The following is a 12443-nucleotide window of genomic DNA, read 5'->3' as shown; positions in this document are numbered from 1 at the left end:
CACTACCATACTGTGATAAATCATCGCTAACGAGGAGCGACTCATGAAGCTGTTTTACAAAGCAGGCGCCTGTTCCCTTTCGCCCCATATTGTTTTACGCGAATCGGGTCTTGATTTTACGCTGGTGAAAGTGGACCTGGCGGCGAAAAAAACCGAAAGCGGGGATGACTACCTCGCCATTAACCCAAAGGGGCAAGTACCGGCGTTACAGCTTGATGACGGTTCGCTGCTGACGGAAGGCGTGGCGATTGTGCAATACCTGGCGGATAAAGTGCCGGACCGCCAGTTGCTGGCCCCGGCTGGCAGCATGACACGCTATCACACGCTGGAATGGCTTAACTACATCGCTACCGAGCTGCATAAGGGCTTTTCTCCGCTCTTTCGCCCTGACACGCCGGAAGCGTACAAGCAAACGGCACGCGGCCTGTTAGAGAAGAAATTGCAGTACGTTAATGACGAGCTGACGGATAAACAGTGGCTGATGGGGCTGCGCTTCAGCGTGGCGGACGCTTATCTCTTTACCGTGCTGCGTTGGGGTAAAGCGATTAAGCTCAACTTCGACGGGCTGGATAACATTGAACACTATCTGGCGCGGATGCAGGCGCGACCGGCTGTAGCGGCAGCGCTGGCGGCGGAGGGGCTGTAAACTGTCCGCTCTCCTGACGCCAGGAGAGCGGTTCATTGTTAAAGCGCGACAGCGGTAAAGTAATGCTCCGGCTTAGCGATGCCTTCCTGGGCGGCAACAACCTGCAATTCGTACTCGCCCATCTTTTTCGTCATTATCATGATTTCATAAACCGCCGCCGTGACATGCTCCAGCGCGTCGCGGTGCGTCGCGCCCTGTAACAGTTTCACCAACAGCAGACCGCTGGTTACGTCACCCACGCCCACAGGCTGGCGCTCGCCAAAATCCACCAGCGGACGGCTGATATGCCAGGCTTCGTCCTGCGTGACCAGCAACATTTCAAAACGATCTTTATGGTAACCCGCGCGCGCCAGATGTTTGACCAGCACCACTTTTGGCCCCAGCGCAATCAGCTCGCGTGACGTTGTCACCGCTTCTTCCACTGTGTTTACCGCGTGTCCGCTCAGCAGCTCAAGCTCAATCAGGTTCGGCGCGATAATATCGCTGGCTGGCAGCGCATGGCGCGCATGAAATTCCGCAACGCCCGGCGCCACGATGCAGCCTTTCTCCGGATGCCCCATGACCGGGTCGCAGAAGTAGAGCGCCTGAGGGTTTGCCTTTTTCACTTCGCGCACGATGCCCAGGATATGCTCGCCCTGCTCCGCAGAACCCAGATAACCGCTCAGCACTGCGTCGCAGCGGTGTAGCTGCCCAATGGCGGCGATGCCCTGCACAATTTCAGTCAGGTGTGCGGGCGGCATCACCGCGCCGGTCCATTGTCCATATTGCGTGTGATTGGAAAACTGAACGGTATTGAGCGGCCAGACGTTGGCGCCGAGACGCCGCATGGGAAATTCAGCCGCGCTGTTGCCGGCGTGACCAAACACCACATGAGACTGGATAGCGAGGATGTTTTTCATGTTGCTTCCGGATGAATTGCAGGTGATGACATAAAAATAAAGGGCGTGGTTTCCCACGCCCTTACTTGCTGAGTGTTACTTCCAGCAAACGAGGCAGTAATTCTTTTTACCGCGACGCAGCAGCGTGTAGCGACCGAAGAGGCGGTCTGCATCGCTGAAGGTGTATTCCGGGTCTGACTGTTTTTCGCCGTTAATGGTGACCGCATTAGAGGCGATAGTCTTACGGGCCTGGCCGCGGGAGGGTTGCAGCTCGGAATCCACCAGCGCTTGCTGAAGATCGGCGCCTTTTTCCATTTCGACCATCGGCACGCCATCCTGCGCAAGCTGTTCGAAATCCGCTTCGCTCAGGTCGCTCAGGGTGCCGTTGAAAAGGCTGGCTGTGATGCGCTTCGCCGCCACCAGCCCCTCTTCCCCGTGAACCAGACGCGTGACTTCCTCCGCCAGCACATACTGCGCGCGCGGCGCTTTGCCGCTGTTCTTGTCTTCCTCTTCCAGCGCATTGATCTCTTCAATGCTCATAAAGGTGAAGAATTTCAGGAAGCGGTAAACATCGGCGTCTGCGGTGTTGATCCAGAACTGATAGAACTTGTACGGACTGGTTTTCTTAGGATCGAGCCATACCGCGCCGCCTTCGGTTTTACCGAATTTAGTGCCGTCTGATTTCGTGATGAGCGGAACGGTCAGGCCGAACACCTGGTTCTGATGCAGACGACGCGTCAGATCGATGCCGGAGGTGATATTGCCCCACTGATCCGACCCGCCGATTTGCAGCGCAACGCCATGCAGTTTGTTCAGGCAGGCAAAATCGTAACCCTGCAACAGGTTGTACGAAAACTCGGTAAAGGAGATGCCCACGTCGTCACGGTTCAGGCGCTGCTTCACCGCTTCTTTGTTGATCATCTGGTTAACAGAGAAGTGTTTACCGATATCACGCAGGAACGTCAGCACGTTCATGCTGCCGAACCAGTCGTAGTTGTTGGCGGCGATAGCGGCGTTTTCACCGCAATCGAAGTCGAGGAAAGGCGCAACCTGACGGCGAATTTTATCCACCCACTCCTGCACCGTATCTTCCGTATTAAGCTTACGTTCGGTCGCTTTGAAGCTTGGGTCGCCAATAAGCCCCGTAGCGCCGCCGACCAGAGCGACCGGCTTATGCCCTGCCATCTGAAAACGTTTCAGGCACAACAGGGGAACCAGATGGCCCAGATGCAAGCTGTCAGCGGTGGGATCGAAGCCGCAATAAAGGGCGATTGGCCCCTGCGCCAAACGCTGCGCTAACGCTTCTTCATCCGTCACCTGAGCCACAAGGCCCCGCTCCTGCAATTGCTTGATCAAATTGCTGCTTGCCATCAATTTCTCCATCTCTTTACGACTGCACCTTTGCCGGTACACGGCTTTCGCCTGCTGGCGAATACGTTAAAAATTCAGGGAGGCATAGAATAAAGCGCTGTGCCCGGTTGCGCCAGCGCTTCGCACAAGAAAATCCCTTACTCAGGGGGCAAGACGATCGATTTTCCAGCCCGCGCCTTCGCGCTGGTATAAAAAGCGGTCATGCAGGCGGTGTTCGCCGCCCTGCCAGAACTCCATCTGCTCGATGGAAACGCGAAATCCGCCCCAGAAACTCGGCAGCGGGATCTCCCCCTGCTGGAATTTCTGTTTAAGCTCCAGGAACTTGCTCTCCAGCACGCCGCGCGCGGAAATGCGGCTCGACTGTTTCGAGACCCAGGCGCCAATCTGGCTGTCGCGGGGGCGGCTGTGGAAATATTTCACCACCTCAAGCGTAGAGAGACGCTCCGCTTTTCCCGTCACCATGACCTGGCGCTCCAGCATGTGCCAGGGGAACAGCAGATTCACGCGGGGGTTGTTTTCAATATGATGGGCTTTACGGCTGCCGAGATTGGTGTAGAAAACCAGGCCTTTTTCGTCGTAATGCTTAAGCAGGACAATGCGCTGATAAGGCTGACCGTTTTCATCAACGGTTGCGACCACCATGGCGGTTGGGTCGGCGAGCTGCGCTTCGCATGCCTGCGAAAGCCAGCGTTCGAACAGGGGAAGCGGTTGTTCAGGAAGATCGCGACGGCGTAATCCGCCTTTGGTGTATTCACGGCGCAGATGCGCGATCTTTTGCAGAGAATCGTTATCAGACATGGCGTTAGCTAGCGTAATCGTTGGGTGGAGCTATTGTGCGCTCCACCCGGTGAAATCTCAACGCTGGCGATTTTGCAATTGACAGTTATTAAGCACAATGCGGTCTTTTTCGTAAACGTTCGCCGTGTCGCCTTTCGACCAGAAAACATAAATGCCGTCTGTGTAGCGCGCGCCGGACGCCGAAAGCCCCTGTTTCAGCCGCAGCGGTTTGTCGTTATAGATAAAGCTGACTTCCTGGCGCGTATTATTAAGCGAAACCGTCAGCGGTTTTTCATCGCACTGATACTCAAGCTTATCCGTATGCATGCGCTCCATCATCGTGCCGTAGTAGCTACAGCCTGCAAGAAGCGAGGGAAGTAAAACAATAAGCAGTTTTTTCATGGGGCTATCCTGATGACTTTCTTTTACTTTAAGGAGACGGCGTTCATCCTGTTTCAAAGAAAGTCTATCGGCTTCGCCCCCTGGCGAAAGTCGGCTAAATCCGATTCTGGATCGGATTTGCCGGGAAAATAGCGCCCAGCACGCTTGGCTGCGAAGCGCCCGTTACCGAGGGAAGATTGCCCGGCATGCCTGAAAGCGTGCGAAACGCAAGCCAGGCGAACGCCAGCGCTTCCATATCATCGCCGCTAATGCCCATCTCATCAGTGGTGGAGACTTCAATGCCCGGCAACAGTCCGGCCAGCCGGTTCATTAGCAGCGGATTGCGCCCGCCGCCGCCGCAGACCAGCAGCCTCTCGCCGCCGCCGCTTAACAGCACCTGTTCAGCGACAGTCGTCGCCGTCAGCTCAGCAAGCGTCGCCTGCACATCCTGCGCCGCAAGGCCCGGAAAGCGCGACAGCTGCCGCTCAAGCCAGCCGTAATTGAAATATTCCCGCCCGGTGCTTTTAGGCGCTGGCAAGGCGAAGTAAGGGTCGCAGAGCATATGCTGAAGCAGCGGGAGGATCACTTTGCCGCTGCTCGCCCACTGGGCGCCTTTATCATAGGCTTGCCCGCGCTGGCGCCAGATCCAGGCGTCCATCAACATGTTGCCCGGGCCGGTATCGTAGCCGCGAACGGGCTGATCGGGGAAAAGCAGCGAGAGGTTGGCGATGCCGCCGATATTAAGCACCATACGGCGCTCGGCCGGGTGCGCGAGCAATGCGTGATGGAAAGCAGGCACCAGCGGCGCGCCCTGCCCGCCCAGCGCCATGTCGCGGCGGCGGAAATCGCCGACGACGGTGACGCCGGTACGCGCCACAATCTGATTATTATCCCCTATTTGCAGAGTATGCGGCGCTTCGCCGCCAGGCTCATGCCACACGGTCTGCCCGTGACAGCCGATAGCCATCACCTCTTCGGGTTTGAGCTTTTCCTGCTTCATCAGCGCCAGTACCGCGTCGGCGAAAAGCTGGCCGAGTCGCGCGTCAAGCTGCCCCAGTTGCGAAAGCGTCAGGCTCTGGCCCTGACAGATGGCAAGCACCTCCTGCTTAAGCTTCAGCGGGATAGGCCAGCTGAGGCTAGCCTGCTGCGCGACCATTCGCTCATCAATCGCCGCCAACACTACATCCACTCCGTCCAGGCTGGTGCCAGACATTACGCCAATATAGCGCCCCGATTTCATAGGCTTTCCTTACTGGTTGACGGGTTAACCGACATTCACGGTCATTGTTCTGCGTTAATGATAATTATTAACAAATCTGGCGCAATAAAAACCGACACGGTTTTAAAGGCATTTACCCTGCGTTAAACCAGGTACTTTTACTATTTTTACATGGGAATGCATGAACAATGTGAAACGCTGTCGTTTAATGCCATATAATTTAACTATCATGGATGCTCACAGGAGCATTGATTGTAAACAGGAGATTTGCATGATTTCACGTGTGCTGGTTGTCTCGCTGGCCGGGTTAACGCTGGCGGGTTGTGTCAATAACGATAGTCTTTCCGGCGATGTTTATACCGCTTCTGAAGCCAAGCAGGTGCAGAACGTCACCTATGGCACGATCGTTAACGTCCGTCCGGTGAAGATTCAGGGCGGTGACGATAACAACGTGATCGGCGCACTGGGCGGTGCGGTATTGGGCGGCTTCCTTGGCAATACCGTCGGCGGCGGCACCGGTCGTTCGCTTGCCACCGCGGCAGGCGCTGTCGCAGGCGGCGTGGCAGGCCAGGGCGTACAGGGCGCAATGAACAAAACGCAGGGCGTTGAGCTGGAAATCCGTAAGGATGACGGCAACACCATTATGGTGGTTCAGAAACAGGGCAACACCCGCTTCTCTGCCGGCCAGCGCGTGGTACTGGCAAGCAACGGCAGCCAGGTTACCGTTTCACCCCGCTAAAATAAAAAAGCGACCTGCCTCCAGGTCGCTTTTTTCATACTAAACGCAACGTTAGCCTCGTTCCTGGAGATCGTTGATATTCTTCTCCAGACGATTAATCAGATTCAGCAGCGTAGTAAGTTCGGTTTCACTGATCCCCGAGAGGATCTCTCCACGCGTTTTACGAATCACATCTTCCATTTGCGTGATAATCGGTCGCGCTTTTTCCGTAAGCTTAATGCGTTTAGCGCGCCTGTCGCTTGCACAGGTATGGCGTGAAATCAGCCCTTTTTCTTCAAGCTGATCGAGTGTTCGCACCAGCGACGGCTGTTCAATGCCGATCGCTTTCGCGAGCTGTATTTGCGACTGGTCAGGCGGCAGTTCGTGAATATTATGCAGCGTAACCCAGTGCGTTTGCGTCAGTTCCAGAGGTTTCAGGCGATGGTCAATCAGAGCACGCCAGATGCGCACTAGCCGTGCCAGATCAGAACCTAATGGCGATTCCAATTTCATCTCCTTATAATTAGCTTGCTAAGTTATTGTAGTGATTTTAGACTAGTTTGCAGCATTTAAATAACTAAAACAAATGTCTTACTTTTGCGACTATCTCAGCGGTAATTATACTCATTCTATCTCAGGTAACCGAAGCCGCCATATTTTGCTGCTAAAGGATTAATCATCATGCCATGGTCTTTTTCCGCTTCAGGCATGCCGCTCCAGGACCTTGTAGCAGGCGCCTCAGTCTATTTTCCCCCTCTGTTTAAGGCGGTGATCCTCGGCTTTTTTATCTGGCTGGCTCTTCATCGCCTTCTACGCGACTGGATGTATTCCGGAGAAATTTGGCACCCCACGTTGCTGGATTTGTCGCTTTTTGCTCTGTGCGTCAGCCTTGGGCTGCTGATTTTAATAATGTGGTAAGCCATGCGACTGAAAACACTGAAATATTTTTCCACCCTGATTATTTTCGCCGTCGCACTGGTCGTGGGCTGGCTGATGTGGACTTATTACATGCAGTCGCCCTGGACGCGCGATGGCAAAGTACGCGCGGAGCAGGTCAATATCACGCCGCAAGTTTCCGGGACGCTGACTCGCCTTAACGTGCGTGATAACCAGCGGGTGAAAGCGGGCAGCGTGCTGTTTACGCTGGACGAGACGCCTTATCGCATTGCGGTTTTAAACGCCCAGGCGCAGCTTGCGCGCGCTTCATCGGATGTCGCGAAAGCCAATGCCGATGTCGCGAAAGCGAATAATGAGGCGAACCGCCGCCGTCATCTGCCGCGTAACTATATCTCCGCTGAAGACCTGGATACGGCGAATATCAGCGTGGAAGCGGCGCAGGCGAGCCTCGCGGCGGCAAAAGCGGACCTCAAAGCGGCGCAAGCCGCGCTTGAACAAGCCCAGTGGCAGCTTTCGCAAACCACAGTAAAAGCGCCGGTAGATGGCTGGATAACGAATCTTTCCAGCCGCGTCGGCAATTACGCCACCGCCGGGCAACCTGTTTTCGCGCTTATCGACAGCCACTCGTTTTATGTGGTGGGCTATTTTGAAGAGACCAAGCTTCGTCATATTCGCCCCGGCCTTGCCGCAAAAGTGACGCTTTACAGCGGTCATCAACAACTCACGGGGAAAGTGGACAGCATCGGACGCGCCATTTATGACCAGAGCGTGGAGAGCGACAGTGGGCTGGTGGCGGATATCAAACCTAACGTGCCCTGGGTGCGCCTGGCGCAGCGCGTGCCGGTGCGTATAGCGCTCGATCCGCTGGCGCAAGATATTACGCTCGTTTCGGGCACCACCTGCACCGTTTCGCTTGGCCCGTAGCATCATGAAAGCCGACTGGCTCGCATGGCGAAACACGCCCTGGGGAAAAGCCAACCCCGGACAATGGCGCTATGCGCTGCGTAACAGCATCGCCATGTGCCTGGCGCTAACCATCGCGTATTGTCTTGAGCTGGATGAACCCTACTGGGCGATGACGTCCGCCGCCGTCGTGAGCTTTCCTACCGTCGGCAGCGTTATCAGTAAAAGTCTGGGCCGCATTGCAGGCAGCCTGCTTGGCGCCTGCGCTTCGCTTATCATTGCCGGCCACACGCTGAATGACCCCTGGTTTTTTACCTTCGCCATGGCTGCCTGGCTTGCGCTTTGCACCTGGGCCGCCAGCCAGTTTATGAATAATGCGGCTTACGCTTTCCAGCTTGCCGGCTATACCGCCGCGATTATCGCTTTCCCACTAGTGAACACCGTTGAGACCACAGAACTGTGGGATATTGCCCAGGCGCGGGTTTGCGAAGTTATCGTCGGTATTTTATGCGGCGGTTTCATGATGATGGTATTGCCGGGCAACTCCGATGGCTCAACGCTGTTAAACGCGCTGAAAACGATGCAAACCCGGCTGCTGGAACACGCAAGCCTGTTGTGGCAACAGGAAACAACAGACACCATACGCACCGCGCATGAGGGTTTGATTGGACAAATCCTTACGCTGAATGTGCTGCGTATCCAGGCCTTCTGGAGTCATTACCGTTTCCGTCGGCATAACACGCTGCTTAATTACTTACTGCACCAGCAGTTACGGCTTACCAGCCTTATTTCCGGCTTGCGCAGGCTTTTGCTTAACTGGCCGGACGTTCCCCCTACGCTCTGGTCGCACTTACAGGCGCTGCTACAGGAACTGGCGCACCCACAGGCGACCCGGTACAGCGTTGCGAAAATCCTGGCGCAGCTTTACCCCACCCGCGCCGATGATTTTCGTCATCACGCCTTCTGGCAGCGTCTGCGTGATTTTTGCTGGGTTTATCTCGACAGCGCGCGCTGGCTGCACGAAGTGGAAGACGGCACGCCGCAACGCGCCATTTCGCCACCCGCAGCGCCCGCTTTTACACGCCACGCGGATAACCGGGAAGCGCTCTGGAGCGCGCTGCGAACGTTTTGCATCATTACGCTTATAGGCGCATGGTGTATCAGCACGCAATGGGAAGCCGGCAGCGGCGCGCTGACGCTTGCGGCTATCAGCAGCGTACTCTATTCCGCCTCGCCCTCGCCTTACAATTCGCTGACTCTGCTGCTGCGCACGCTGGTGCTGCTTTCGCTGTTCAGCTTCGCGGTGAAATTCGGCCTGATGGTGCAGATAACGGACTTGTGGCAGTTTTTGCTTTTTCTGCTGCCGCTGTTGACGACCATGCAATTAATGAAGTTACAACAGCCGAAGCTTGCCGGGCTGTGGGGACAGTTGATTGTCTTTATGGGCTCGTTTATCGCCGTCACCAATCCGCCGGTTTATGATTTTGCGGATTTCCTGAATGATAATCTGGCGAAAATTGCCGGCGTGGCACTCTGCTGGGCCGCTTTCGCTGTGCTGCGTCCGGGTTCCGACCAGCGTAAAGGCCGCCGCCATATTCGATCGCTACGGCGAGGATTTATCGATCAGCTTAGCCAGCATCCGTATCACAGCGAAAATGCGTTTGAATCGCTGGTTTATCACCACATCAGCCAGCTCAGCAACAGTAAAGAAGAGAGCGCGCGGCGTTGGCTGTTGCGTTGGGGCGTGGTCTTGCTGAACTGCTCTCATGTCGTCTGGCAGTTACGCGAGTGGGAAGCGCGATCGGATCCGTTAACGCTCGTGCGCGATAACTGCATCGCTACGCTAAGAGAGGTCATGAGCGAAAGAGGCGTTCAGCAACGGCCGCTGGCGGCCGCGCTGAACGAGCTGGAGCGGGTTTACACTACGCTTGCAAGGCATCATCAACCCGATGCGCGGCGTCTGGCGCAGCTTATCTGGCGGCTATGGTGCTCGCTTTCGCAACTTGAACAAGCGCCGCCACCGGGCAACCCCGGCGACAGCGCAACCCGTCTTACTTAATCACGCCGCAGGCGTAGCGCTCTCCGCCGCCGCCAAGGGGTTTTGGATGATCGGACATGTTATCGCCGCCCACATGAACCATCAGCGCTTTACCTTTCACCTCATCAAGGGATTTCAGACGCGGTGCGGTAACCGGCTCGGTGGCTTTGCCATCGTTATTAACCTGCAAAGTGGGTAAATCGCCGAGGTGGCCTGGCCCTTCCGGCCCAAGATGTTTGCCGGTATTTTGCGGATCGTAATGCCCGCCCGCCGCTTGCGCGGCTACGGGTTTACCGTCTTTCATCGCCGGTTCGCAGCTGCCTTTGGCATGAATATGAAAACCATGATCGCCGGGCGGCAGCGCCTTGAGATCGGGGGCAAACTCAAGCCCTTTGTCGGTTTCGCTGATTTTTACCGTACCAATGGATTGGCCAATTCCCTGATCGGTGACGAGGTGCATTTCCACTTCTTCACTGGCCGCCTGCGCCGCGCCGCAGGCGAGCAGTGCCAACATTGCCAGACTAAAACGCTTCATGTTGCCTCCTGATGGTTTTCCTCGGTGGTAAGTCTATACCAGCAGAGAAGATTTCACCGGGAAGCAACCACTTTCAGCTTTACGGCACGTCGTAACCGAGCGCCGCTTTACGAATGCGGAACCACTGCTGTCGCGACATTTCAAGAGAAAGTGAAGGAAGCGCAGCGCGTACGCGTTCGATTTTACCGGAACCGATAATAGGCAACGGCTGCGACGGCAGGCGCATCACCCATGCGTAGACGACCTGTTCAATCGTTTCTGCGCCCACTTCCTGCGCCACCTTTTGCAACTCATCACGCAGCGGCTGGAAAGCCTCATCGTTAAACAACCGCCCGCCGCCAAGGCAGGACCAGGCCATCGGACGAATACGCAGCTGCTGGAGTTGATCCAGCGTACCGTCCAGCAGCAGCGGCTGGTGAACCGGCGAAATTTCCACCTGATTCGTGGCAAGCGTGAACGGCAAGCGGGATTGCAACAGCATGAACTGCGCAGGCGTAAAATTGGATACGCCAAAATGGCGCACTTTTCCGCTCTGGTGCAGCGCAAGGAAGGCTTCCGCCACGTCATCGGCATCCATAAGAGGGTCAGGACGGTGTATCAGAAGAAGATCGATGGCATCGGTCGCCAGATTTTTCAGCGAGGTTTCCGCGCTACGCACGATATGTTCGCGGCTGGTAATGTAATGCCCGATAGCGTTTTCTTCTTTTGCCGTGGTCGCAATCCCGCATTTAGTGACGATTTCCATACGCTGGCGCAAATGCGGCGCAAGACGCAGCGCTTCGCCAAAGGCCGCTTCGCACTGGTAGCCGCCATAAATATCGGCATGGTCGACGGTGGTGATGCCCATATCCAGATGTTCTTCAATAAAGCTCACCAGTTCGCGGGCAGACATATTCCAGTCCATTAACCGCCAGTAACCCATAACCAGACGGGAAAACTCCGGCCCCTGCGGCGCGAGGGTAATACGTTGAACCATCTCTTGTTCCTCGGAATAAGATAAACACTGCGCCGGAGTATACGACAGCTACGTGATTAAAACAGTGAAGGTTGCTGGGGTTCATCGGGCGGTTCGGTTTTCGCGGCGCGCAGCTTGCGCAGCATCCGCTGGCGGCAGAGACGCAGCACCTCTTGCTTTTGCGGGTCGCTCATATTTTGCCAGTTAAAGCGCTCATCCCGGCTACGCATGCAGCCGCGGCAAAATCCGCGCTCGTCGCTCTGGCAAATACCGCGACAAGGACTGGGGACGGGAAAAAACTCAAGCTGCTCGGCCACAACAACTCCTGTTTAACAAAGTAATTACAATTGAAGCCTGTCTTTAGAACGCTTGCAAGCCTGAGGCAGACAAACTGCGTCTTTGCGCAAAGGCCGGTTTAACGACGCCATTAGATGTGACAACGTCACTTACAGCCTGCTTTTTTAAAAGTGAACTTGCATTAGACCAACTGGTCTAGTACCGTAATAGCCATGAAACAGCATGACACCGATACCCGCGAACATCTCCTTGCCACCGGCCAGCAGCTCTGCCTGCAACGCGGCTTTACCGGCATGGGGCTGAGCGAGCTGCTAAAAACCGCAGGCGTGCCGAAAGGGTCGTTTTATCACTACTTTCGCTCTAAAGAGGCGTTTGGGGTGGCGATGCTGGAACGGCACTATCTCCATTACCACGAGCGGCTGCGCCAGCACTTTGAGCGTGCCGATCGGACGTGCCGCGAAAAGATAATCGACTGGTATCAGGAAACGCTGCAACAGTACCGCAGCCAGGGCACCATCAGCGGTTGCCTGACAGTCAAACTGTCAGCCGAAGTGTGCGATCTTTCTGAAGATATGCGCGGCGCGCTTGATAAAGGCGCGGCAAGTATCATCGCCCTGCTCGCCCGGACGCTTGAGCGCGGCGTTGCGGAAAAAAGTCTGCAATGCGCAGGCGACGCAAACACCCAGGCGCAGGTGTTATATGTGCTGTGGCTTGGCGCCAGTTTGCAGGCCAAAATTTCCCGCAGCGGCGCGCCGCTGGAAAGCACGTTAAAACATGTAGAACAGATTCTCTGAGCGCCCGCTCCGGCAGGCGCTTTTTATTTCCCTT

General features: G+C 55.8%; 15 protein-coding genes. 6 read left to right on the top strand and 9 right to left on the bottom strand.

Annotated features, from left to right (window positions below):
* The first annotated feature begins 43 nt into the window (after positions 1-43).
* Positions 44-646, top strand: a complete 603-nt coding sequence (gene gstA, locus DW56_RS11660) for a glutathione transferase GstA (protein ID WP_024552242.1) — start codon at positions 44-46, stop codon at positions 644-646.
* Positions 647-684: 38 nt separating this feature from the next.
* Here the strand turns inward: gstA and pdxY are convergent, their stop codons facing one another.
* The 5 genes from pdxY to anmK form a co-directional block, all read right to left on the bottom strand.
* Positions 685-1545 carry a pyridoxal kinase PdxY gene (gene pdxY / locus DW56_RS11655; protein ID WP_024552241.1) on the bottom strand — a complete coding sequence of 287 codons (861 nt, stop codon included), beginning with the start codon at positions 1543-1545 and terminating at the stop codon, positions 685-687.
* Positions 1546-1620: 75 nt separating this feature from the next.
* A complete protein-coding gene (gene tyrS / locus DW56_RS11650; RefSeq protein WP_024552240.1) occupies positions 1621-2895 on the bottom strand; it encodes a tyrosine--tRNA ligase in 1275 nt (424 codons plus the stop codon).
* 141 nt (positions 2896-3036) lie between these two features.
* Entirely contained in the window at positions 3037-3693 is a 657-nt protein-coding gene (gene pdxH / locus DW56_RS11645) for a pyridoxamine 5'-phosphate oxidase (protein WP_024552239.1), read from the bottom strand.
* Positions 3694-3750: 57 nt separating this feature from the next.
* A complete protein-coding gene (gene mliC / locus DW56_RS11640; RefSeq protein WP_024552238.1) occupies positions 3751-4074 on the bottom strand; it encodes a C-type lysozyme inhibitor in 324 nt (107 codons plus the stop codon).
* Positions 4075-4168: 94 nt separating this feature from the next.
* On the bottom strand, positions 4169-5293 hold the full coding sequence (gene anmK / locus DW56_RS11635; RefSeq protein WP_024552237.1) for an anhydro-N-acetylmuramic acid kinase: 1125 nt from the start codon (positions 5291-5293) through the stop codon (positions 4169-4171).
* Between the two features lie 250 nt (positions 5294-5543).
* Between anmK and slyB the strand changes: the two genes are divergently transcribed.
* Entirely contained in the window at positions 5544-6011 is a 468-nt protein-coding gene (gene slyB, locus DW56_RS11630; protein WP_024552236.1) for an outer membrane lipoprotein SlyB, read from the top strand.
* A gap of 51 nt (positions 6012-6062) precedes the next feature.
* Here the strand turns inward: slyB and slyA are convergent, their stop codons facing one another.
* Entirely contained in the window at positions 6063-6497 is a 435-nt protein-coding gene (gene slyA / locus DW56_RS11625) for a transcriptional regulator SlyA (RefSeq protein WP_024552235.1), read from the bottom strand.
* Between the two features lie 174 nt (positions 6498-6671).
* Here slyA and DW56_RS11620 point away from each other — a divergent pair, with 174 nt between their 5' ends.
* From DW56_RS11620 to DW56_RS11610, 3 genes are read left to right on the top strand one after another with little or no spacing between them, the layout of a single operon-like run.
* Positions 6672-6908: a DUF1656 domain-containing protein gene (locus tag DW56_RS11620; protein WP_024552234.1), complete on the top strand. Its 237-nt coding sequence runs from the start codon at positions 6672-6674 to the stop codon at positions 6906-6908.
* A 3-nt stretch (positions 6909-6911) separates the two neighbouring features.
* On the top strand, positions 6912-7811 hold the full coding sequence (locus tag DW56_RS11615) for an efflux RND transporter periplasmic adaptor subunit (RefSeq protein ID WP_024552233.1): 900 nt from the start codon (positions 6912-6914) through the stop codon (positions 7809-7811).
* A 4-nt stretch (positions 7812-7815) separates the two neighbouring features.
* Positions 7816-9849 carry an FUSC family protein gene (locus tag DW56_RS11610; protein WP_024552232.1) on the top strand — a complete coding sequence of 678 codons (2034 nt, stop codon included), beginning with the start codon at positions 7816-7818 and terminating at the stop codon, positions 9847-9849.
* Here DW56_RS11610 and sodC read toward each other — a convergent pair.
* The 3 genes from sodC to DW56_RS11595 all read right to left on the bottom strand — a co-directional run bounded on the left by sodC (position 9842) and on the right by DW56_RS11595 (position 11635).
* On the bottom strand, positions 9842-10363 hold the full coding sequence (gene sodC / locus DW56_RS11605) for a superoxide dismutase [Cu-Zn] SodC (RefSeq protein ID WP_024552231.1): 522 nt from the start codon (positions 10361-10363) through the stop codon (positions 9842-9844). The genes DW56_RS11610 and sodC overlap by 8 nt on opposite strands.
* A gap of 79 nt (positions 10364-10442) precedes the next feature.
* Entirely contained in the window at positions 10443-11339 is an 897-nt protein-coding gene (locus tag DW56_RS11600) for an aldo/keto reductase (RefSeq protein ID WP_024552230.1), read from the bottom strand.
* A 56-nt stretch (positions 11340-11395) separates the two neighbouring features.
* Entirely contained in the window at positions 11396-11635 is a 240-nt protein-coding gene (locus tag DW56_RS11595; RefSeq protein WP_024552229.1) for a DUF1289 domain-containing protein, read from the bottom strand.
* A 192-nt stretch (positions 11636-11827) separates the two neighbouring features.
* Here DW56_RS11595 and DW56_RS11590 point away from each other — a divergent pair, with 192 nt between their 5' ends.
* Positions 11828-12409: a TetR/AcrR family transcriptional regulator gene (locus DW56_RS11590; RefSeq protein ID WP_024552228.1), complete on the top strand. Its 582-nt coding sequence runs from the start codon at positions 11828-11830 to the stop codon at positions 12407-12409.
* Positions 12410-12443 lie beyond the last annotated feature (34 nt).

This window comes from Franconibacter helveticus LMG 23732, assembly GCF_000463115.2.
In the GTDB taxonomy this organism is placed as follows: domain Bacteria; phylum Pseudomonadota; class Gammaproteobacteria; order Enterobacterales; family Enterobacteriaceae; genus Franconibacter; species Franconibacter helveticus.
The sequence above is the reverse complement of the archived record's forward strand: the minus strand, read 5'-3'. Positions and strand labels throughout refer to the sequence as shown.

Coding starts and splice junctions, on each gene's coding strand:
- gstA (WP_024552242.1), top strand. CDS start 44: ATGAAGCTGTTTTACAAAGCAGGCGCCTGTTCCCTTTCGCCCCATATT.
- pdxY (WP_024552241.1), bottom strand. CDS start 1,545: ATGAAAAACATCCTCGCTATCCAGTCTCATGTGGTGTTTGGTCACGCC.
- tyrS (WP_024552240.1), bottom strand. CDS start 2,895: ATGGCAAGCAGCAATTTGATCAAGCAATTGCAGGAGCGGGGCCTTGTG.
- pdxH (WP_024552239.1), bottom strand. CDS start 3,693: ATGTCTGATAACGATTCTCTGCAAAAGATCGCGCATCTGCGCCGTGAA.
- mliC (WP_024552238.1), bottom strand. CDS start 4,074: ATGAAAAAACTGCTTATTGTTTTACTTCCCTCGCTTCTTGCAGGCTGT.
- anmK (WP_024552237.1), bottom strand. CDS start 5,293: ATGAAATCGGGGCGCTATATTGGCGTAATGTCTGGCACCAGCCTGGAC.
- slyB (WP_024552236.1), top strand. CDS start 5,544: ATGATTTCACGTGTGCTGGTTGTCTCGCTGGCCGGGTTAACGCTGGCG.
- DW56_RS11620 (WP_024552234.1), top strand. CDS start 6,672: ATGCCATGGTCTTTTTCCGCTTCAGGCATGCCGCTCCAGGACCTTGTA.
- DW56_RS11615 (WP_024552233.1), top strand. CDS start 6,912: ATGCGACTGAAAACACTGAAATATTTTTCCACCCTGATTATTTTCGCC.
- DW56_RS11610 (WP_024552232.1), top strand. CDS start 7,816: ATGAAAGCCGACTGGCTCGCATGGCGAAACACGCCCTGGGGAAAAGCC.
- sodC (WP_024552231.1), bottom strand. CDS start 10,363: ATGAAGCGTTTTAGTCTGGCAATGTTGGCACTGCTCGCCTGCGGCGCG.
- DW56_RS11600 (WP_024552230.1), bottom strand. CDS start 11,339: ATGGTTCAACGTATTACCCTCGCGCCGCAGGGGCCGGAGTTTTCCCGT.
- DW56_RS11590 (WP_024552228.1), top strand. CDS start 11,828: ATGAAACAGCATGACACCGATACCCGCGAACATCTCCTTGCCACCGGC.